The sequence below is a fragment of the Streptomyces sp. NPDC012637 genome (assembly GCF_042954805.1).
GTDB lineage: Bacteria > Actinomycetota > Actinomycetes > Streptomycetales > Streptomycetaceae > Streptomyces.
The window spans coordinates 413731-431818 of the sequence record NZ_JBIBDS010000006.1; the positions used below are offsets into that span (position 1 = coordinate 413731).

Below are 18088 nucleotides of genomic sequence, written 5' to 3' on the forward strand. Positions count from 1 at the left end.
AGGAGGAGGCGCTCATGGCCGCGGTGGATCTGGCCACGCATCCCGGGCATCTGGCCCGGCGGTTGCAGCAGGCGCACCACCTGCTGTGGACGACGATGGTCTCGGAGGAGATCACCTCCCCCCAGTTCGGCGTCCTCAACGCGTTGACGGCCGAACCCGGCCTCGACCAGCGGACGGTGGGCGAGCGGGTGGCCCTCGACCGCTCGACGATCGCCGAGGTCGTCAGCCGGCTGATCCGCAGAGGGCTGCTCGACAAGGTGCGCGACCCCGCGGACGGACGCCGCTTCCTGCTGCACCTCACCCCCGAAGGCGCGCGCGTGCACCGGAAACTGACGGTGCGTACGGCGCGCATGAACCAGATCTTCCTGGCCCCGCTCTCCGCCGAGGAGCAGACCCTCTTCCTGTCCCTGATCCGGCGGGTGTCGGACGCCGCGGAGGAGCTCCGCAATCCGACGGAACCCCTCCCCGCACCGTGAGTCACTCCCCCACGGCCGCCGCGGCCGCCGGGGGCGCGCCGACCGGCGCCGCCGGGCGGCCGATGCGCGCGGCGAGCGGGACCAGGGCCACGGCGACGGCGCCGACGATCCCGGCGACGGCGAAGGTCGTGAAGCCCCAGCTCTGGTTGCCGGCCGCGGCGAGCGCGCCCACCAGCCAGGGCCCGACGACCGCCCCGATCCGGCCGACACCGGTGACCAGGCCGAGGCCGGCGGCGCGCTCGGCGCCCCGGTAGACCCCGCCCGTCGCCGCGTACACCATCACCTGGGCACTGAACAGCCAGACCCCGGTGACCGCGACGACGACGTACGTGACGCCGAGCGGAAGATGGGCCTTGAGCAGGAGTGCGCCCACCGCGGTGAGGACGAACCAGATCGCGGCGATCCGGAGCGGGCCGTACCGGTCGGCGAGCCGTCCGGAGACCAGCAGGCCGACGATGCCGCCCGCGTTGATGACCATGAGGAAGGCGACGGAGGAGTCCAGGCCGTAGCCGGAGGCGCGCATCATCGTCGGCAGCCAGGTGGCGACGCCGTAGACGAGGAGGAGACCGCAGAAGGACGCCGCCCACAGGAGCGGGGTCACCCAGCGGGACTCGGCGCGGAAGAGCGCCCGAACGGCGGCGACGCGCCCCTGGGCGCCGGCGCTCGGCGCGACGGCCGGGGTGGGCCGGGCGAGGCCGTAGCGGTCGGCGACGGCGTGGGCCTGCTCGCGCCGGCCGCGGGCGAGCAGCACGCCGGGCGATTCGGGCAGCAGGGCGAGCAGCAGCGGCACGGCGACGACGGCCGGCAGGACGCCCGCCCAGAACACCCAGCGCCAGCCCGCCGCTGGTGCGAGGCTGAGCCCGAGGCCGGTGGCCGCCATGCCGCCCACGTGGTACGAGGTCATGAGCAGGCCGGTCATCACGGCGGCCCGCCGGGGCGGGGCGAACTCCAGGACCATGGCGAGGCACAGCGGCATGAGGCCGCCCAGCCCGAGGCCCGACACGAAGCGCCCGGCGCCGAAGAGGACGAGGTCCCCGGCGAGGGCGCAGACCGCGGAACCCGCGGAGAAGAGCACGATGCTCGCGACGAGCATCGGCCGGCGGCCGAGCCAGTCGGTGACCGTCCCGGCCGTCAGTGCACCGATCAGCATGCCGAACGTGGTCCAGCTGCCGATGGTGCCGGCGCTCGCGGGCGTGAGGCCGAGGCCGGGGTCGTCGAGCATGTGCGGCATCACGGCGCCGTAGATGGTGACGTCCATGCCGTCGAAGAAGACCGCGACCCAGCAGAGGGCCAGGACGGGCAGCACGGAGCGGAGGGTGTGGGGGCGGGGCGGAGCGAGGGGGTTCGTCATGGGGTTCCCTGGGACGCGGCTCGTTCTCGGCTCTTGCTCACCAAGATTGTTGTTCGCCTGGTGAAATCCATTTCACTGGCTAGGTGGCATGAGTGTCCGCGCGGAGCGACCGGGTGTCAACGGTCGGGACCGAAAACCGTTGGTGCACTGACGATCGCCGCGGCGTGAGCGAGGGAGGGAGAACCCGGGCGGCGGCGCCGAGCAGGGGCGAGCAGAGGCGGGGGCCAGGCGGGGGCAGGCTGAGGCGGGGGCGCCGGGCGGAGTGAGCGACGGGCGGTGGCGGGCGAAGGCGGGGGCGCCGGGCGGCGGGGGTGGCGGGCAGGGCAGGCGCGGGCGGTCAGGTGAGCAGGGGGCCGGGCGCCGGAGAGCAGGGGGCCGGGCGCGTCGGACGGCGCCGAGCATGGTCGGTCAGGTGAGCAGGGGGGGCGGGCGCGCCGAGCGGAGTGGGCCGGGCGCGCCGGACGGACGGGCGCGGGCGGTCAGGTGAGCAGGGCGGGGGTCGCGCGGTCGAGGACGTCGGCGATGCGCCGCCAGGTCTCCTCGTCCCGCTCGACGGGAGCGATTTCACGGCCCGCGCCCGCACCCCAGGCCGTGGCGAGCGCCACCGGGTCGGAACCCGTGACGGCGGCCGCGGCGAGGGCGGCGGCGCCGAGCGCGACGAGTTCGGTCGCGGCCGGGACCACGAGCGGCCGGCCGGAGAGTCGTCGCACGGTCTCGGTCCAGGTGCGGCCGCGGGCTCCGCCGCCGACGAGACGCAGCGGGCGGTTGCGCACGGCCGGGTCGGCCGGGTCGAGTCCGCAGGCGGCGAGGAGCTCGTCGAGCGCGCGGAGCACGGTGAACACGGCTCCCTCGTAGGCGGCGCCGAGCAGTGCGCCGGGCGTCGTGGTGTGCCGCAGGCCGGTGAGGAGCCCGGTGGCGAGCGGCAGGTCGGGAGTGCGTTCGCCGTCGAGGTACGGCAGGAGGACCAGGCCGTCGCCGGGTTCGGCGGCCTCACGGTCGAGCCCGAGGAGGCCGGCGATCCGGTCGACGGCGAGCGTGCAGTTGAGGGTGCAGCCGAGCGGCAGGTAGCCGCCGTCGGCAGCGGCGAAGCCGGCGATCCCGGGACTGGCGGGCCGGGTGCGGGTGGCGGCGAAGACGGTCCCCGAGGTACCGAGGCTCACGACCGGGTGGTCGAGGAGGCCGCCGCCTCCGTCGGCGCCGCCGAGCCCGAGGCCGACGGCCGCGGCCATGTTGTCGCCGGTTCCGGCGGCGACGGCGACGCCGGGCGGCAGACCGAGGGCGTCGGCGGCCGCGCGGGTGAGGGTGCCGACGCGGGTGGCGGCGGTGGGCGCGACGACCGGGAGCAGGGCGGGGTCCAGGCCGAGGAGGTCGAGGAGTCCGGGGTCGTAGGCGGCGCGCCCGGTGTCGTACCAGCAGGTGCCGGAGGCGTCGCCGGGGTCGGTCACGGCGGCGCCGCAGAGCCTTTCGGTGAGGAAGTCGTGCGGCAGCCGGACGGCGGCGGAACGGGCGACGACGGCCGGCTCGACCTCGCACAGCCACTGCCATTTGGCGGCGGTCATGGAGGCGACGGGGACGGAGCCGGTGCGGGCGAGCCAGGCGGCGGGGCCGCCGAGCTTCTCGGTGAGGGCGGCGGCCTGGGGCGCGGAGCGCGTGTCGTTCCAGAGCAGGGCGGGCCGCAGGGGACGGCCGGCGGAGTCGAGCGTGACGAGGCCGTGCTGCTGCCCGGCCACGGCGATGCCGGTGACGGCGGCGGGCGGCACGGCGGCACGGGCGAGGCCGTCGGCGACGGCCGTGGCGAGCGCGGACCACCACTGCTCGGGATCGGTCTCGCGGGCGCCGCCCTCGCCGGTGACGGCGTGGGGCGCGCGGCCGACGGCGAGCAGGGTGCCGTGCTCCGCGTCCACGACGGCGGCCTTGGTGGACTGGGTGGAGCTGTCGACGCCGATGACCACCGGGCGCTCCGGCATGGGCGGACCTCACTTTCCCTGGGCGGGCACTGGCGCCCGGACCGTCTCGAGGGTATTAGTTATCTCAGAAAACAAATCTGGCGGCCAGCCTTGCGAAGGAGCCGGACATGCCGCAGCAACTCCTCCCCACCCCCGACGACCGCTTCACCTTCGGCCTCTGGACGGTCGGCTGGCAGGGCCGTGACCCGTTCGGGGAGGCCACCCGGCCGGCGCTCGACCCGGTCGAGTCCGTCGAGCAGCTCGCCGCCCTCGGCGCGTACGGCGTGACCTTCCACGACGACGACCTGATTCCGTTCGGAGCGGAAGAAACCGAGCGCGAGACGGCGGTCAAGCGCTTCCGCGCCGCACTCGACCGCACGGGTCTGAAGGTGCCGATGGCCACCACCAACCTCTTCACCCATCCCGTCTTCAAGGACGGCGCGTTCACGGCGAACGACCGTGACGTGCGCCGCTTCGCGCTGCGCAAGACGATCCGCAACATCGACCTCGCGGTCGAGCTCGGCGCCACCGTGTACGTGGCCTGGGGCGGCCGCGAGGGCGCGGAGTCCGGCGCGGCGAAGGACGTGCGGCTCGCGCTCGACCGGATGAAGGAGGCCTTCGACCTGCTCGGCCAGTACGTCACCGAGCAGGGCTACGAGCTGCGCTTCGCGATCGAGCCGAAGCCGAACGAGCCGCGCGGCGACATCCTGCTGCCGACCATCGGGCACGCGCTCGCGTTCATCGAGCGCCTGGAGAGGCCGGAACTCGTGGGCGTCAACCCGGAGACCGGGCACGAGCAGATGGCCGGGCTCAACTTCCCGCACGGCATCGCCCAGGCCCTGTGGGCGGGCAAGCTCTTCCACATCGACCTGAACGGCCAGTCCGGGATCAAGTACGACCAGGACTTCCGGTTCGGCGCGGGCGATCTGCGCCAGGCGTTCTGGCTGGTCGACCTGCTGGAGACGGCCGGCTACACGGGACCGCGGCACTTCGACTTCAAGCCCGTGCGCACCGACGGCTTCGACGGCGTATGGGAGTCGGCGAAGAACTGCATGCGCAACTACCTGATCCTCAAGGAGCGCGCCGCGGCCTTCCGGGCCGATCCCGAGGTGAGCGCGGCCCTCGCCGCGTCCCGTCTCGACGAGCTGGCCGCGCCGACGGCACCGGAGGGGCTCGCGGGCCTGCTGGCCGACCCCGCCGCGTACGAGGACTTCGACGCGACGGCGGCGGCGGAGCGCTCGATGGCCTTCGAGCGGCTGGACCAGCTGGCCCTGGAGCACCTGCTCGGCGTACGGCGCTGACGTACCGGAGAAATTCCCTTACGCAGCGTCGCCGCTTGTGTCATCCTCCGAGGGTCACGCCTTCTTCGGCGATCGGGGATGCGACATGTGGCCTCCAACACGTCTTGCCCGCTGGGCTGTTGCTCTTCTCCTCTGCCTGCCCGCCGCCGTGGCGTGCGACCAGGTGGGCAGCGAGGAGGGCGCCGGGCCCAGCGGCGGCGCCGAGGGCGGCGGAGTGCCGGGGCCCGGGAAGGGCGGCGGTTCCGGAGGAGGCAGCGGCGGGAAGGACGGCGGGGGCAAGCCGGGACCGCTGAAGATTCCGGAGTGGGGTGCCAATGGCTTCCTGTTCGACGACAAGAGCCCTCTGGGGAAGAGCAACTGGCGGGACGTCAGAAGGAGTTTCGTCGAGGCCTGCAAGGACGGAACCCTCTGCGTGAACCTCGTGCGGGTCTACCGCACGGAGGACGGCCGGGAGTCGGAGGGCCCCTGCGGCTACGATCACATGGAGCCCGCGGGCGACACCTGGGTCGAGCGGGGCCGGACCGTGTACGTGGTGGGCGTCTGTGGCCCCGAAGGTCCGGGGGACGTCGGGGAATCCGAGCAGACCGGTGAGCCCGAGCAGACCGGCTCACCAGAAGAGACCGGCGGACCCGACACCCAGCCGACCGACGGGACCCCACCCGACGCCGAGACCGCGACCGCGACCGCTTCGTGAACGAGGGCGCCACCGGCCCCGGCCGTCTCGCCACGTTCGTGGGCGCGGTCGCCGCACCGACCGGTCTCGTCACCGGCCTGCTCTACTACTTCGGCTACTTCCACGCGTACTGGTTCTTCGCGTACTTCAGGGTGAACTCCACCGTCCTCGGCTTCAGCACGGCGGACTACCTCATGCGCAGCCTGGACGCCCTGTGGGTACCGCTGACGGTGGCCGCGACCCTCGGCGTGGCCGTCTTCTGGGGTTACGACCTGGGGCGCCGCAGGCTCGGCCCCGTCATGGGGCCGTTGGCGCGGCGCCGCGCCAACGCCGCCCTCGCCGCGATCGGGTTCCTCCTCCTGTCCGGCGGCCTCTGGTCCACGTTCCAGGTAACCTTCCTCTCCCGTGTCCTCACCCTGGCCCCGCTCAGTCTGTCCGCCGGGGTCGCCCTGCTGGCGTACACCCGGCACCTGGCGCGGCGGAACGCCGCCGAGGCGCCCGGCCCCGAGCCGCCCGCCGCTCCGGAGCCGGCACCCGTTCCGGCCGGCGCGGACGGCCGCGGGACCGACGCGGCAAGCACCACCGCGGCGGCGGGAGCCGACGCGCCTCATGCCCCCGAGAGCGTCGTCGCCGACGACGACTCCCCGACAGCACCCGCGCCCCCACCGGAACCGGAAGCGGCAGCGGCAGCGGCAGCAACGACAGCCGCAGCCACACCCGTGCCTGATCGCGGACCCGTACGCGAACCCGCGGCCCCCTCCCCCGCCCGCCCCGAGTGGGCCGTGCTCGCCGAGTGGGCCGTGGTGTTCACGCTCGTCATGCTGGGGCTCGTCTGGGCCGCCAACGACTACGCGGCCTCCGTCGGCACAGTGCGGGCCCAGCGCTTCACGGCCGGGCTGCCGCATTACCCGACGACGATCGTCTACAGCGAGCACAGTCTCAGCATCAGCGGTCTCGGTGTGACCGAGACCCGGTGCAAGGACGACCAGGACGACCAGGACGACAAGGGTGGCAAGGACGACAAGGGTGGCAAGAGCGGCAAGGGCGACGAGGCCGCCTACGGATACCGCTACGACGGCCTCACGCTGATCCTCCAGTCGGGGAACCAGTACGTCCTGGTGCCCACCCGCTGGACGCCGGCCGACGGCGTCGCCCTCGTCCTCCCCCGCAACGACTCGGTGCGGCTCGAGTTCGGCCCGCCGCCGGGTGTCGCGCCCCGCCCGGCGCTCGCACCCTCCTGCTGAGCCGGTCCCATCGGCACGGCCATGGCCTTCGCCGCCCCCGGCCCCATCCCGTCCCGCACCCCGTTCCGCGTACGCAGCCCGGAAGGCGGACGGTTCGCCGCCGGCGACGACGTTCCTGACGACCGGGTCGACGACGACCGGCGCGACGATGAACGGACCGACGCGTCAGCGGCGTTCAGCCGGCGAACGGCGTGCCCGGCAGTCCCTCCCCCGCGTCCGGCAGGACCAGCAGGGCTCCGGCGAGCGGTTCCGGGTCCGCGAGACCGGCGCGGGCGGTCGTGACGTACAGGTCACGCAGACCGGGGCCCCCGAAGGCGCAGGCGGTCGGGCGGCTCACGGGCAACGGGACCACCCGCTCCAGTGCGCCGGCCGGCGTGTATCTGTGGAGGCGGCCGCCGTCCCACAGAGCGATCCACACGCAGCCCTCAGCGTCCACGGTGAGGCCGTCGGGAACGCCCGCGCCGGGTTCGACGGTCGCGAACGGGCGGCGGTCGACGACGCGGCCGTCCTCGACCCGGAGGGCGTCGACGCGGCGGGTCGGGCTGTCGACGTAGTACGCGAGGGCGGGGTCGGCGAGGCTCCAGCCGATGCCGTTGCTGACGGTCACCCGGTCGAGGAGCGGCGTGGCGCGGCCGTCGGGGGCGATCCGGAGCAGGCTGCCGCCGCCTTCCGCCTCGTCGTAGCGCATGCTCCCGGCCCACAGGCTGCCGTCGGGGGCGACGGCGGCGTCGTTGCCGCGGCGTCCGGCCACGGGGTCGTGGTGCAGCCAGGAGAAGGTGCCGTCGGGGTCGTAGCGGCCCACGCCGTCCCTGAGGTTGACGACGAGTCCGCCGCCGGCGCGGGGTTTCGCCGCGCCGACGTGCTGCCCGACGGGGGTGACGCCGTGGGTGCCGTCGGCGGGGTCGTAGGCGTGGACGCGCGAGCCGAGGATGTCGACCCAGACGAGCCGCGAGCCGGCCGTGTCCCAGGTGGGGCCCTCGCCGAGGGTGTCGTCCGCCCGTACGGCGACCTCGGCGGTCATCGCGCTCCGTCCCGGTGGCCGAGGCGTACGGAGAGGTCGGCGGCGCCCTTGGCGGCGAGCGCGGCGAGTTCGGTCTCGCGCTCCTCGCTCCAGCGGATGACGGGCACGGAGATGGACAGGGCGGCGACGACCCGCCCGGAGCCGTCGCGTACGGGGGCGGCGACGCAGGAGACGTCGGGGTTGGACTCGCGGTGTTCGGTGGCGGTGCCGCGGGCGCGGATCGCGGCCAGTTCGGCGCGCAGGGCCTCGTGGTCGGTGATGCTGCGCGGGGTCATGGCGGCGAGTTCGCGTCCGTCGACGCGCGCGTCGAACTCGGCCTCGGGCAGGGAGGCGAGCAGCATCTTGCCGACGGACGTGCAGTGGGCGGGCAGGCGCCGGCCGGCGGCGGAGACCATGCGGACGGCGTGGGTGGAGTCGACCTTGGCGATGTAGATGACGTCCAGGTCCTCCAGGACGGCGACGTGGACGGTCTCGTCGCAGGTCTCGGCGATCTCGTGGGCGACCTGCCGGCCCTCGGCGGCGAGGTCGAGCTGTTCGGCGTAGCGGCTGCCGAGCTGATGGGTGCGGACGCCGAGGCGGTAGCGGCCCGGTTGTCCGGGGACGGGGGTGAGGTAGTGGCGGGCCGCCAGGGTGGTGAGCAGTTCGTGCGTGGTGGTGCGCGGCAGCCCGAGCCGTCGGGTGATCTCGGGCGCGGAGAGCGTGTCGTCGCTGTGCAGGAAGAGCTCGAGAATGTCGAAAGCTCTGGTCACAGCAGGTACGAGTCGTCCCATGACCGTCACCCTCCCCCTCTGTTCGTTCGATATCCCGACCGTCGGTCGGTATGACGAACTGAGGCTAGCCGGACCGGGGTTCGTCGGGCAACGGTCGCGCGGACCATTGACACCCCGGGGAGAGCTGCATACGGTCACGCCAACATTTCGAACGTGTGACGAAATCTCGAACATCACCCTGGGAGAGTAGCTGCCGTGCGCATCACCGGCATCACCACGCATGTCGTCGGAACCCCCTGGCGCAACCTCACCTACGTCCTGGTCCACACGGACGAGGGCCTGACCGGCGTCGGCGAGACCCGCATGCTCGGCCACACCGACGCCCTTCTCGGCTATCTGCGCGAGGCGGAGGCCAACCACATCGCCGGTTCCGACCCGTTCGCGGTCGAGGACCTGGTCCGGCGGATGAAGTACGGCGACTACGGCCGCGCCGGCGAGATCGTCATGTCCGGCATCGCCGTCGTGGAGATGGCCTGCTGGGACATCAAGGGCAAGGCGCTGGGCGTGCCGGTGTGGCAGCTGCTCGGCGGGAGCGTGACGGACCGCGTCAAGGCGTACGCCAACGGCTGGTACACCACGGAACGCACGCCGGAGGCCTACCACAAGGCGGCCCAGGAGGTCGTCGCGCGCGGCTACCGGGCCCTGAAGATCGACCCGTTCGGCAACGGCCACTTCGAGCTGGACGCCGAGCGCTCGCGGTACGCGGTGTCCCTGATCGAGGCGGTCCGCGACGCGATCGGTCCGGACACCGAGCTGATGCTGGAGATGCACGGGCGCTTCTCCCCCGCCACGGCGGTACGGCTCGCGCACGAGCTCGCCCCGTTCCGGCCGGCCTGGCTGGAGGAGCCGGTGCCGCCGGAGAACCTCAAGGCGCTGAAGAAGGTCGCCGACAAGGTGGACCTGCCGATCGCGACCGGCGAGCGGATCCACGACCGGATCGAGTTCCGCGAACTGTTCGAGTCCCAGGCGGTGGACGTCGTCCAGCCGGACCTCGGGCACATCGGCGGCATCCTGGAGACCCGCAAGCTCGCCGCCACCGCCGAGACCCACTACGTGATGGTCGCCCCGCACAACGTGGGCGGCTCGGTGCTGACCGCGGCCTCGCTGCAACTGGCCGCCTGCACACCGAACTTCAAGATCCTGGAGCACTTCAACGACTTCGCGGACGCCGAGATCACCGGGATCGTGCGCGGGGCTCCCCGGGTGGACCCGGAGACGGGCTGCTTCGAGATCTCGCACGCGCCCGGGCTCGGTGTCGAGCTGGACGTGGACGCCGCCGCCGAGTTCCCGCAGCAGCGGGCGCGGTTCGACCTGTGGGCCGAGGGCTGGGAGCGGAGGGCTCCCAAGTGAGCACGGCCGCAGGGGGGACGAGCCGCGCGGTGCTCGTCCCCGCGCCTGGTGAACACCGTATCGTGGAGCGGGAGTTGCCCGAGCCGGGTCCCGGCGAGGTGCGGCTGCGGGTCGCCGCCGCCGGGATCTGCCTGAGCGACCGCGAGCTCTACGACGGCCACCGCGACCGCGGCTACGTCCGCTACCCCGTGGTGCCCGGCCACGAGTGGTCGGGGACCGTCGAGGCCGTGGGCCCCGGCGGCGACCCGGCGCTGGTGGGCCGCAAGGCCGTCGCGGAGGGCTTCCGCAGCTGTGGCGGCTGTGAGCGGTGCCGGTGCGGCGAGACCAGTCTGTGCACCGGCGGCTATTCGGAGACCGGGTTCACCGAGCCCGGGGCCTTCGCCGACCATGTGGTGGTCCCCGCGCGTCTGCTCCACCTGCTGCCCGACGGGGCCGATCTGCGCGCGGCCGCGCTGCTCGAACCGGCGGCGGTGGTCGCGGCGGCGGTGCGGGCCGGGCGGCCGCGCCCCGGGATGCGGGTGGCCGTCGTCGGCGCCGGCACCCTCGGCCTGCTCGCCGTGCAGCTGCTCGCCGCGTCCTCGCCCGCCGTCCTGGCCGTGGTCGAACCCCGGGCCGCGCGCGGCGAGCAGGCGCTGCGGCACGGTGCGACCGAGCTGCTGACCCCGAAGGAGGCGGAGCACGCCGCCCACGGCCGTTTCGACCTGGTGGTGGAGACGGCCGGCGCGCCGACCACGGCCGCGTCCTCGTGCCTGCTCGCCCGCAGGGGCGGCCGGGTCGTGCTCACGGGGATGTTCACGCCCGGGGCGGCGGGCATCGACCCCGTCCACCTCTCGCTCAGCCAGCTGGAGGTGCGGAGCGTCTTCGGGGCGTCCTCGGCCGACTGGTCCGAGGCGGTGCGCGCCTTCGGCCTCGGTCTGATCGATCCGGCGCCGCTGATCAGCCACGAGTTCCCGCTGGAAGGGTTCGCGGAGGCCCTCGCCCTGGTGGGCGGGGGCGATCCGGGGACCGGCAAGGTGCTGTTGCGTCCCTGACCGCGCGACGACGCCGGCTCGGTACCGCCGACGCCGGCTCCGTAGCGCCGGAGTCGGCTCCGTACGACCGACGTCGGCTCCGTACCGCCGGAGTCGGCTCCGTACCACCGACGCCGGCTCCGTACCGCCGCACACCCTCGTTCACGAACGTCGTCCGAGATATCGGACAGAGAGACAGAGGACTTCCGTGACCGCTCTGCCCGCACCACCCCGCCTCCCCGGCGCCGCCGCGCTGGCCCGGATCGGCCATCCCGTGCCCGTCGCCGAGCCCGCCGACGCCTCCCCGCACAGCTTTCCCGACGGGGGAACCTGGCGGACGGAGATCCCGTCCGTCGAGGGTCCCGAGGCGCTCGCCGAGGTCCTGAAGGAGAGCACCCGGCTCGACGTGCCGGTGCACCGGATCAGCCAGGGCAGCGGCGTGTGGATGCTCACCGACGCCGAGATCACCGAGATGGCCGAGGCCTGCGCCGAACGCGCCGTCGAGCTCTGCCTGTTCACCGGGCCGCGCGGTTCCTGGGACATCGGCGCCGCGACCCGTACCGACTCGGGCGGGGCGGGCCTGCGGGCCCGCGGCCACGACGCGCTCGCCGGGTGCGTCGAGGACGCCTTGCGCGCCACCGAGCTCGGCGTGCGCTGTCTGCTCGTCGCCGACGAGGGCGTGCTGTGGACCCTGCACCGGCTGCGCGCGGCCGGCGGGCTGCCCGCCGACACCACGTTCAAGGTGTCCGCGCTCATCGGTCCGGTCAACCCCGCCTCGTACGCGGTCTACGAGCGGCTCGGCGCCGACTCGCTCAACGTGCCCTCCGACCTGACCCTCGCCCATCTCACGGAAATCCGCCGGGCCAGCCGCGCGCCCATGGACCTCTACGTGGAGGCGCCGGACGACCTCGGCGGCTACGTCCGCATGTACGAGACGGCGGAGCTCATCCGCCGCGGAGCGCCGCTCTACCTGAAGTTCGGCCTGAGCCGCTCGGCCGGGATCTACCCGTACGGCGCCCATCTGCGCGAGCACACCCTCGCCACGGCCCGGGAGCGGGTGCGGCGCGGGCGGCTCGTCCTCGATCTGCTGGCCCGGCACGGCGCCGGCGGCGGCATGTCCCCGCTCGGCTCCCGGCTGCCCGGCGAGCTCCGGCGTTTCCCCGCGACCGAAGGGAACTGATCCATGCGCACCCGCACCCTGCGCGCCGCCGCGGCGGCCGTACTGCTCACCACGCTCGTGGCCGGATGCGGCCAGGAGGCCCGCGGCGGCAGCCGCTACCAGCCCGACAAGGGCAAGGGCGGCACCATCGGGCTCGCCATGCCGACCAAGGCGTCCGAGCGCTGGATCGCCGACGGCGAGAACATGGCGAAGCAGTTCCAGAAGGCCGGATACGAGACCGACCTCCAGTACGGAGACGACAAGGTCGAGAACCAGATCGCCCAGATCGAGAACATGATCACCAAGGGCCGCCGGCTCCTGGTGATCGCCGCGATCGACGGCTCGGCGCTCACCGAGGTCCTCCGGCGCGCCCACGACGCGGGCATCCCCGTGATCTCGTACGACCGGCTCATCATGGGCACCGAAAACGTCGACTACTACGCCTCCTTCGACAACGAGCGGGTCGGCGAGCTCCAGGCGCAGTACATCGTCGACCGGCTCAAGCTCGGCGCGCCCGGCAAGACCGGCGGAAAGCCGTACGACATCGAGCTGTTCGCGGGTTCCCCGGACGACAACAACACCCGCTACTTCTGGGGCGGCGCCATGAAGGTGCTCCAGCCCTACCTCGACAGCGGGCAGCTCGTGGTCCGCAGCGGGCAGACCCGGATGAACCAGGCGACGACGCTGCGCTGGGACGGCGGCACCGCGCAGAAGCGGATGGACGACCTCATCAGCAAGAACTACGGCGAGGAGAGCGTCGACGCGGTCCTCTCCCCGTACGACGGGATCTCCATCGGGATCATCTCCGCGCTGCGGAGCGCCGGTTACGGCACGGCGGGCCATCCGCTGCCCGTCGTCACCGGACAGGACGCCGAGCTCGCCTCGGTGAAGTCCATCATGCGCGGGGAGCAGACCCAGACCGTCTTCAAGGACACCCGGAAGCTCGCCGCCCAGGCGGTGGCGATGGGCGACGCGGTCCTGAACGGCCGCAAGCCCGAGGTCAACAACGTCAAGGACTACGACAACGGGAAGAAGACGGTGCCGGCGTACCTCCTCGACCCGGTCAGCATCGACAAGTCCAACACGCAACTCCTCGTGAGCGAGGGGTACTTCACGGCGGGACAGCTCTCATGAGCGGGCCGACCGTGCTCGAGATGCGCGGCATCACCAAGACCTTTCCGGGGGTCACCGCGCTCAGCGACGTACGGCTGACCGTGCGGCCCGCCGAGATCCACGCGCTGTGCGGGGAGAACGGCGCGGGCAAGTCGACGCTGATGAAGGTGCTCAGCGGCGTCCACCCGCACGGCTCGTACGAGGGCGAGATCCGCTTCGAGGGACGGCCCCTCGCCCTGCGCGACATCCGGGACGGCGAGCGGCAGGGCATCGTGATCATCCATCAGGAACTCGCGCTCGTCCCGCACCTGTCGATCGCCGAGAACATCTTCCTCGGCAACGAGCGCTCGCGGCGCGGGGTCGTCGACTGGCAGGCGACCCTGCGCGAGGCGGCCCGGCTGATGAAGCGCGTCGGACTGCGCGAGCACCCGCGCACTCCCGTCTCCGAACTCGGTGTCGGCGGACAGCAGTTGGTGGAGATCGCGAAGGCGCTCGCCAAGGAGGTCAGGCTGCTGATCCTGGACGAGCCGACGGCCGCTCTCAACGACGCCGACAGCGCCGCCCTGCTCGGACTCGTCCTGGAACTGCGCGCCCAGGGCATCGCGTGCGTCCTCATCTCGCACAAGCTCGGCGAGATCCGGCGCGTCGCCGACACCGTGACCGTGCTCCGCGACGGCCGCACGGTCGAGACGCTCACCGTCCGCGCCGACCCGGACGCCGAGCCGGACGTCTCCGAGGACCGCATCATCCAGGGCATGGTGGGGCGCGCCCTCGACCGGCGCTTCCCCGAGCGGACCGCGTACGACGGCGAGGACGCCGGACGCGAGGCGCTGCGCGTGCGCGGCTGGACGGTCCGCCACCCGGCGGACCGGCGGCGCACCGTCGTCGACGACGTGTCCCTGACCGTGGGCCGGGGCGAGATCGTCGGAATCGCGGGACTGATGGGCGCGGGCCGCACCGAGCTCGCGATGTCGCTCTTCGGGCGCTCCTACGGGCACCACGTGGCCGGCTCGGCGGCCGTCGACGGACGGGAGGCGAGTCTGGCGAGCGTCCCGGAGGCGATCGCGGCGGGCCTCGCGTACGTCACCGAGGACCGCAAGCGGTACGGGCTGAACCTCGTCGACACCGTCCACCGCAACATCTCGCTGGCCTCGCTGCGCCGGATGGTGCGGCGCGGGGTGGTCGACGAGCACCAGGAGCGGCGGGTGGCCGAGGACTACCGCGGCAGCCTGAACATCAGGACGCCCACCGTCCTGGAGGAGGTCGGCCGACTGTCGGGCGGGAACCAGCAGAAGGTGGTCCTCGGCCGGTGGATCCACGCCGATCCGCGGGTGCTGATCCTCGACGAGCCGACCCGCGGCGTCGACGTCGGCGCCAAGTACGAGATCTACACGGTGATCGACCGGCTCGCGGCCGAGGGGCGGGGCGTGCTCCTGATCTCCTCGGAGCTGCCGGAGCTCCTCGGGATGTGCGACCGGATCTACACCATGGCCGAGGGACGGCTCACCGCCGAGGTCGCCCGGGCCGACGCCACCCAGGAATCCCTGATGCGCCACATGACCCCGAGCGACGCGACCGCGACCGCGGCTCCGACCCCGCCCCCGACCACGACCACGAGCGGAAGCTGAGGCTCCGACATGACCACCACGACCCCTTCCGCACCGGACACCGCGCTCGCGGGACGGCCGGACCGCTCGTCCGCGGGCGCGCTGCTGCTCGCGGGGCTGCGGGCGAACATGCGCCAGTACGGCATGCTCGTCGCGCTCGCCTTCCTCGTCGTGCTGTTCCAGATCTGGACCGACGGGACGCTGCTGCTGCCGAACAACGTCTCCAACCTGATCCAGCAGAACAGCTACATCCTCATCCTTGCCATGGGCATGATGATCGTGATCGTCGCCGGTCACATCGACCTGTCCGTCGGCTCGCTCGCCGCGTTCGTCGGCGCCCTGGCCGCGGTGATGATGGTCCGCCACGACATGCCCTGGGTCCTGGCCCTGGCGCTCTCGCTGCTCGTGGGTGCGGCTGCCGGCGCCTGGCAGGGCTACTTCGTCGCGTATCTGCGCATCCCGTCGTTCATCGTGACGCTGGCCGGGATGCTGCTCTTCCGCGGACTCACCCAGATCTTCCTGGAGGGCCGCTCGCTGGCGCCGTTCCCCGACGGCTTCCAGAACATCGCCAAGGGCTTCCTGCCCGAGATGGGCCCCTACACGCAGTACCACAACCCGACGCTGCTGCTCGGTCTCGTCGCCGTCGTGCTGCTCCTCGTGCGCGAGGTGCGCGACCGCCGGCGCCGCGCCGAGTACGACTCCGAGCCGCTGCCCACCGGACTGTGGCTGCTCAAGTGCACGGCGATGACGGCGGCCGTCGTCGCCTTCACGCTCACCCTCGCCAGCTTCCACGGCGTGCCCGTGGTCATGCTCGTCATGTGCGCGCTGCTCATCGCACTCGGGTACGTGATGCGCAACGCGGTGATCGGGCGCCACGTCTACGCCCTCGGCGGGAACAAGGCCGCGGCCACGCTCTCCGGGGTGAAGGACCGCCGGGTCACGTTCCTGGTCTTCGTGAACATGGGCGTGCTCGCCGCACTCGCGGGCTGCGTCTACGCGGCGCGGCTCAACGCGGGCACGCCGCAGGCCGGCCTCAACTTCGAACTGGAAGCGGTCGCCGCCGCGTTCATCGGCGGCGCGTCGATGAGCGGAGGCATCGGCCGCGTCACGGGCGCCGTGATCGGCGGCCTCGTCCTCGGCGTCCTCAACAACGGCATGTCCCTCGTGGGCATAGGCACCGACTACCAGCAGGTCATCAAGGGCCTGGTGCTGCTGGCGGCGGTCGGCTTCGACGTCTGGAACAAGCGGCGGGCCGGCCGCTAGTTCCCGGTCGCGGCCGGTGGTCCGGGCCGGCCGGCCGCCAGGGCCGGTCCGGAGCCGGTGGTCCGGGCGGGCCCTGTGCTCGCCCGGACCACCGGCTGCCGCCTCGCGTGCGTCCGCGCGTCAGGCGCGCCACGGGAGGGCACGGTGGGCGACGCGTTCACGGGAATCGTGACGGCGGTACGGACAGGCGGCGATGCCGAGGTGCTCCACGGACATGGTGAAGGGCCTTTCGGAAGCGTGCCCGACGCGAGGAGGGTGAGGCGCCCCGGCGCCGGGCGTGAGTGAGAGGACCGTCGGAAGACGGGTGCAGCGGTGAACGGGCGTGACGACGTCGGACATCGGACGTCGGGATCGGTGGTGCGGCTTCGGCAACGCGCGTGAACTCCGGACGCGGCCCGCGACGGGGGCACCGAGGGAGGGAAGGGCCGGTCAGACGGCCCGCTGCCGAGTCAGGCGCAACACGAGGCGGACCACACCCGACCGAAGTCGATGTGGTCGCGCGAGACCAAGCGCTGCTGGGCATCCATGCGCCTACTTGAGCAGCACCTCGTGCGTTCCGTCAACCGGCGACCGGATCACGGGACGCCACACGGCCGAACCCGCCCATGGCGGCGCATGGTTGACAGGCCCTCGTGACCCCCGCATACGATCGCCTCACCGGCCGCGTTGAGGGACGCGGCGAGCGTGACGACACCGCCACCGGCGCACCGTACCCGCGTACGAGTGCCACCGGATGGCCACCCACGCCCGCATGTCCTCACCCGGAGCGCCGCCCCATGGTCACGCCTGCTGATGCCCCGTCCGCCGCCTCTGCCCGGAATCCGCTCGGGCCGCCGGAGCCCCCGAAGACCGCCGGGCCGCCCCGCGCCGACCTGCCGCGGATCGTGCCGCGCCGCCGCGTCGGCCGCTGGGCCGCGGCCGCCGTGGCGCTGCTGCTCTTCGCCATGGTGGTCAACTCGGTCGTGCGCAACGACGCGTTCCAATGGGCTGTCGTCGGCCGCTACTTCACCACCGCCGCCGTACTCGACGGACTGCTGCTGACGCTGTGGCTGACCGCCGTGGTGATGGTGCTCGGCTTCCTCCTCGGCATCCCCCTCGCGGTGATGCGGCTGTCGGGCAACCCCGTGCTGCGCGCGCTCAGTTGGGGCTTTGTGTGGATCTTCCGGTCCACGCCGTTGCTGGTGCAGCTGCTGTTCTGGTTCAACATCGGCGCGCTCTACCCGACGCTCGGACTCGGCGTTCCCTTCGGGCCCGAGTTCGTCACCGTCAGGACGGTCAACCTGCTCGGCCCCACCTTCACCGCCGTCATCGGCCTGACCCTGCACGAGGCCGCGTACGCCGCCGAGGTGGTGCGGGGCGGCATCCTCTCCGTGGACCAGGGGCAGACCGAGGCCGCCCAGGCGCTCGGTCTGAGCAGGCCCCGCACATTGCGCCGGATCGTCATCCCGCAGGCCATGCGCTCCATCGTCCCGACCGCCGGGAACATGCTGATCGGCACGCTCAAGGGCACCAGCATCGTGAGCGTCCTGGCCGTGCACGACCTGCTGTACTCGGTCCAGCTGGTCTACAACCGGACCTACCAGGTGATCCCCCTCCTGATGGTCGCCACGCTCTGGTACGTCGCGGTGACCTCCGTGCTCGGCGTCGGCCAGTACTACGTGGAGCGGTACTACGCGCGGGGCACCGCGCACAGGCTTCCGCCCACCCCGCTGGAGCGGCTGCGCGCCGGTGCGACCGCCCGGTCCAGGCGAGCGGGCGCAGGAGCCCGGGGCGCCGACGAGCACCGCGCGGGTGCCTCCTGATG

The 18088-nt window shown here is 73.0% G+C and carries 15 protein-coding genes; 11 read left to right on the plus strand and 4 right to left on the minus strand.

What is annotated here, in order from left to right; all coding sequences use genetic code 11:
• Positions 1–14 precede the first annotated feature (14 nt).
• Complete coding sequence (locus ACFY8W_RS24980; protein ID WP_391109172.1) at positions 15–476, plus strand: MarR family transcriptional regulator; 462 nt, start codon at positions 15–17, stop codon at positions 474–476.
• Position 477: 1 nt separating this feature from the next.
• Here ACFY8W_RS24980 and ACFY8W_RS24985 read toward each other — a convergent pair whose 3' ends face one another.
• Together ACFY8W_RS24985 and xylB are read right to left on the minus strand one after the other, a co-directional pair.
• On the minus strand, positions 478–1827 hold the full coding sequence (locus ACFY8W_RS24985) for an MFS transporter (RefSeq protein ID WP_391109174.1): 1350 nt from the start codon (positions 1825–1827) through the stop codon (positions 478–480).
• Between the two features lie 479 nt (positions 1828–2306).
• Entirely contained in the window at positions 2307–3794 is a 1488-nt protein-coding gene (gene xylB, locus ACFY8W_RS24990; protein ID WP_391109176.1) for a xylulokinase, read from the minus strand.
• A 107-nt stretch (positions 3795–3901) separates the two neighbouring features.
• On the opposite strand from xylB, the gene xylA reads away from it, so the two are divergent.
• From xylA to ACFY8W_RS25005, 3 genes are all read left to right on the plus strand, one after another.
• Positions 3902–5074: a xylose isomerase gene (xylA, locus tag ACFY8W_RS24995; RefSeq protein WP_391109178.1), complete on the plus strand. Its 1173-nt coding sequence runs from the start codon at positions 3902–3904 to the stop codon at positions 5072–5074.
• An 85-nt stretch (positions 5075–5159) separates the two neighbouring features.
• A complete protein-coding gene (locus ACFY8W_RS25000; RefSeq protein ID WP_391109180.1) occupies positions 5160–5768 on the plus strand; it encodes a hypothetical protein in 609 nt (202 codons plus the stop codon).
• The gene (locus ACFY8W_RS25005; protein WP_391109182.1) at positions 5765–6991 is read left to right on the plus strand and encodes a hypothetical protein; all 1227 of its coding nucleotides are present in this window, start codon (positions 5765–5767) and stop codon (positions 6989–6991) included. Before ACFY8W_RS25000 ends, ACFY8W_RS25005 begins: the two co-directional genes overlap by 4 nt.
• 175 nt (positions 6992–7166) lie before the next feature.
• Here ACFY8W_RS25005 and ACFY8W_RS25010 read toward each other — a convergent pair whose 3' ends face one another.
• Both ACFY8W_RS25010 and ACFY8W_RS25015 read right to left on the minus strand, forming a co-directional pair.
• Positions 7167–8012 carry an SMP-30/gluconolactonase/LRE family protein gene (locus tag ACFY8W_RS25010; RefSeq protein WP_391109185.1) on the minus strand — a complete coding sequence of 282 codons (846 nt, stop codon included), beginning with the start codon at positions 8010–8012 and terminating at the stop codon, positions 7167–7169.
• Positions 8009–8782, minus strand: coding sequence for an IclR family transcriptional regulator C-terminal domain-containing protein (locus ACFY8W_RS25015; protein WP_391109188.1), 774 nt, complete (start codon positions 8780–8782; stop codon positions 8009–8011). Before ACFY8W_RS25015 ends, ACFY8W_RS25010 begins: the two co-directional genes overlap by 4 nt.
• Before the next feature lie 195 nt (positions 8783–8977).
• Here ACFY8W_RS25015 and ACFY8W_RS25020 point away from each other — a divergent pair, with 195 nt between their 5' ends.
• The 7 genes from ACFY8W_RS25020 to ACFY8W_RS25050 all read left to right on the plus strand — a co-directional run bounded on the left by ACFY8W_RS25020 (position 8978) and on the right by ACFY8W_RS25050 (position 18086).
• On the plus strand, positions 8978–10132 hold the full coding sequence (locus ACFY8W_RS25020; protein ID WP_391109191.1) for an enolase C-terminal domain-like protein: 1155 nt from the start codon (positions 8978–8980) through the stop codon (positions 10130–10132).
• Positions 10129–11163, plus strand: coding sequence for an alcohol dehydrogenase catalytic domain-containing protein (locus ACFY8W_RS25025; RefSeq protein ID WP_391109194.1), 1035 nt, complete (start codon positions 10129–10131; stop codon positions 11161–11163). The genes ACFY8W_RS25020 and ACFY8W_RS25025 overlap by 4 nt, the downstream gene beginning before the upstream one ends.
• Before the next feature lie 187 nt (positions 11164–11350).
• Positions 11351–12322, plus strand: coding sequence for a hypothetical protein (locus ACFY8W_RS25030; RefSeq protein WP_391109196.1), 972 nt, complete (start codon positions 11351–11353; stop codon positions 12320–12322).
• 3 nt (positions 12323–12325) lie between these two features.
• Complete coding sequence (gene chvE / locus ACFY8W_RS25035; RefSeq protein WP_391109199.1) at positions 12326–13435, plus strand: multiple monosaccharide ABC transporter substrate-binding protein; 1110 nt, start codon at positions 12326–12328, stop codon at positions 13433–13435.
• On the plus strand, positions 13432–15042 hold the full coding sequence (mmsA, locus tag ACFY8W_RS25040; RefSeq protein ID WP_391109202.1) for a multiple monosaccharide ABC transporter ATP-binding protein: 1611 nt from the start codon (positions 13432–13434) through the stop codon (positions 15040–15042). Before chvE ends, mmsA begins: the two co-directional genes overlap by 4 nt.
• A 9-nt stretch (positions 15043–15051) precedes the next feature.
• Entirely contained in the window at positions 15052–16284 is a 1233-nt protein-coding gene (gene mmsB, locus ACFY8W_RS25045) for a multiple monosaccharide ABC transporter permease (RefSeq protein WP_391109205.1), read from the plus strand.
• A 776-nt stretch (positions 16285–17060) separates the two neighbouring features.
• Positions 17061–18086 carry an ABC transporter permease subunit gene (locus ACFY8W_RS25050; protein WP_391109207.1) on the plus strand — a complete coding sequence of 342 codons (1026 nt, stop codon included), beginning with the start codon at positions 17061–17063 and terminating at the stop codon, positions 18084–18086.
• The last annotated feature ends 2 nt before the right edge of the window (positions 18087–18088 follow it).

What these genes read in the sequence shown, in the direction of transcription:
- mmsB (WP_391109205.1), top strand. Translation starts at nt 15,052, where the DNA reads ATGACCACCACGACCCCTTCCGCACCGGACACCGCGCTCGCGGGACGG.
- chvE (WP_391109199.1), top strand. Translation starts at nt 12,326, where the DNA reads ATGCGCACCCGCACCCTGCGCGCCGCCGCGGCGGCCGTACTGCTCACC.
- ACFY8W_RS25050 (WP_391109207.1), top strand. Translation starts at nt 17,061, where the DNA reads ATGGTCACGCCTGCTGATGCCCCGTCCGCCGCCTCTGCCCGGAATCCG.
- ACFY8W_RS24980 (WP_391109172.1), top strand. Translation starts at nt 15, where the DNA reads ATGGCCGCGGTGGATCTGGCCACGCATCCCGGGCATCTGGCCCGGCGG.
- ACFY8W_RS25010 (WP_391109185.1), bottom strand. Translation starts at nt 8,012, where the DNA reads ATGACCGCCGAGGTCGCCGTACGGGCGGACGACACCCTCGGCGAGGGC.
- ACFY8W_RS25000 (WP_391109180.1), top strand. Translation starts at nt 5,160, where the DNA reads ATGTGGCCTCCAACACGTCTTGCCCGCTGGGCTGTTGCTCTTCTCCTC.
- ACFY8W_RS24985 (WP_391109174.1), bottom strand. Translation starts at nt 1,827, where the DNA reads ATGACGAACCCCCTCGCTCCGCCCCGCCCCCACACCCTCCGCTCCGTG.
- xylA (WP_391109178.1), top strand. Translation starts at nt 3,902, where the DNA reads ATGCCGCAGCAACTCCTCCCCACCCCCGACGACCGCTTCACCTTCGGC.
- mmsA (WP_391109202.1), top strand. Translation starts at nt 13,432, where the DNA reads ATGAGCGGGCCGACCGTGCTCGAGATGCGCGGCATCACCAAGACCTTT.
- ACFY8W_RS25015 (WP_391109188.1), bottom strand. Translation starts at nt 8,782, where the DNA reads ATGGGACGACTCGTACCTGCTGTGACCAGAGCTTTCGACATTCTCGAG.
- xylB (WP_391109176.1), bottom strand. Translation starts at nt 3,794, where the DNA reads ATGCCGGAGCGCCCGGTGGTCATCGGCGTCGACAGCTCCACCCAGTCC.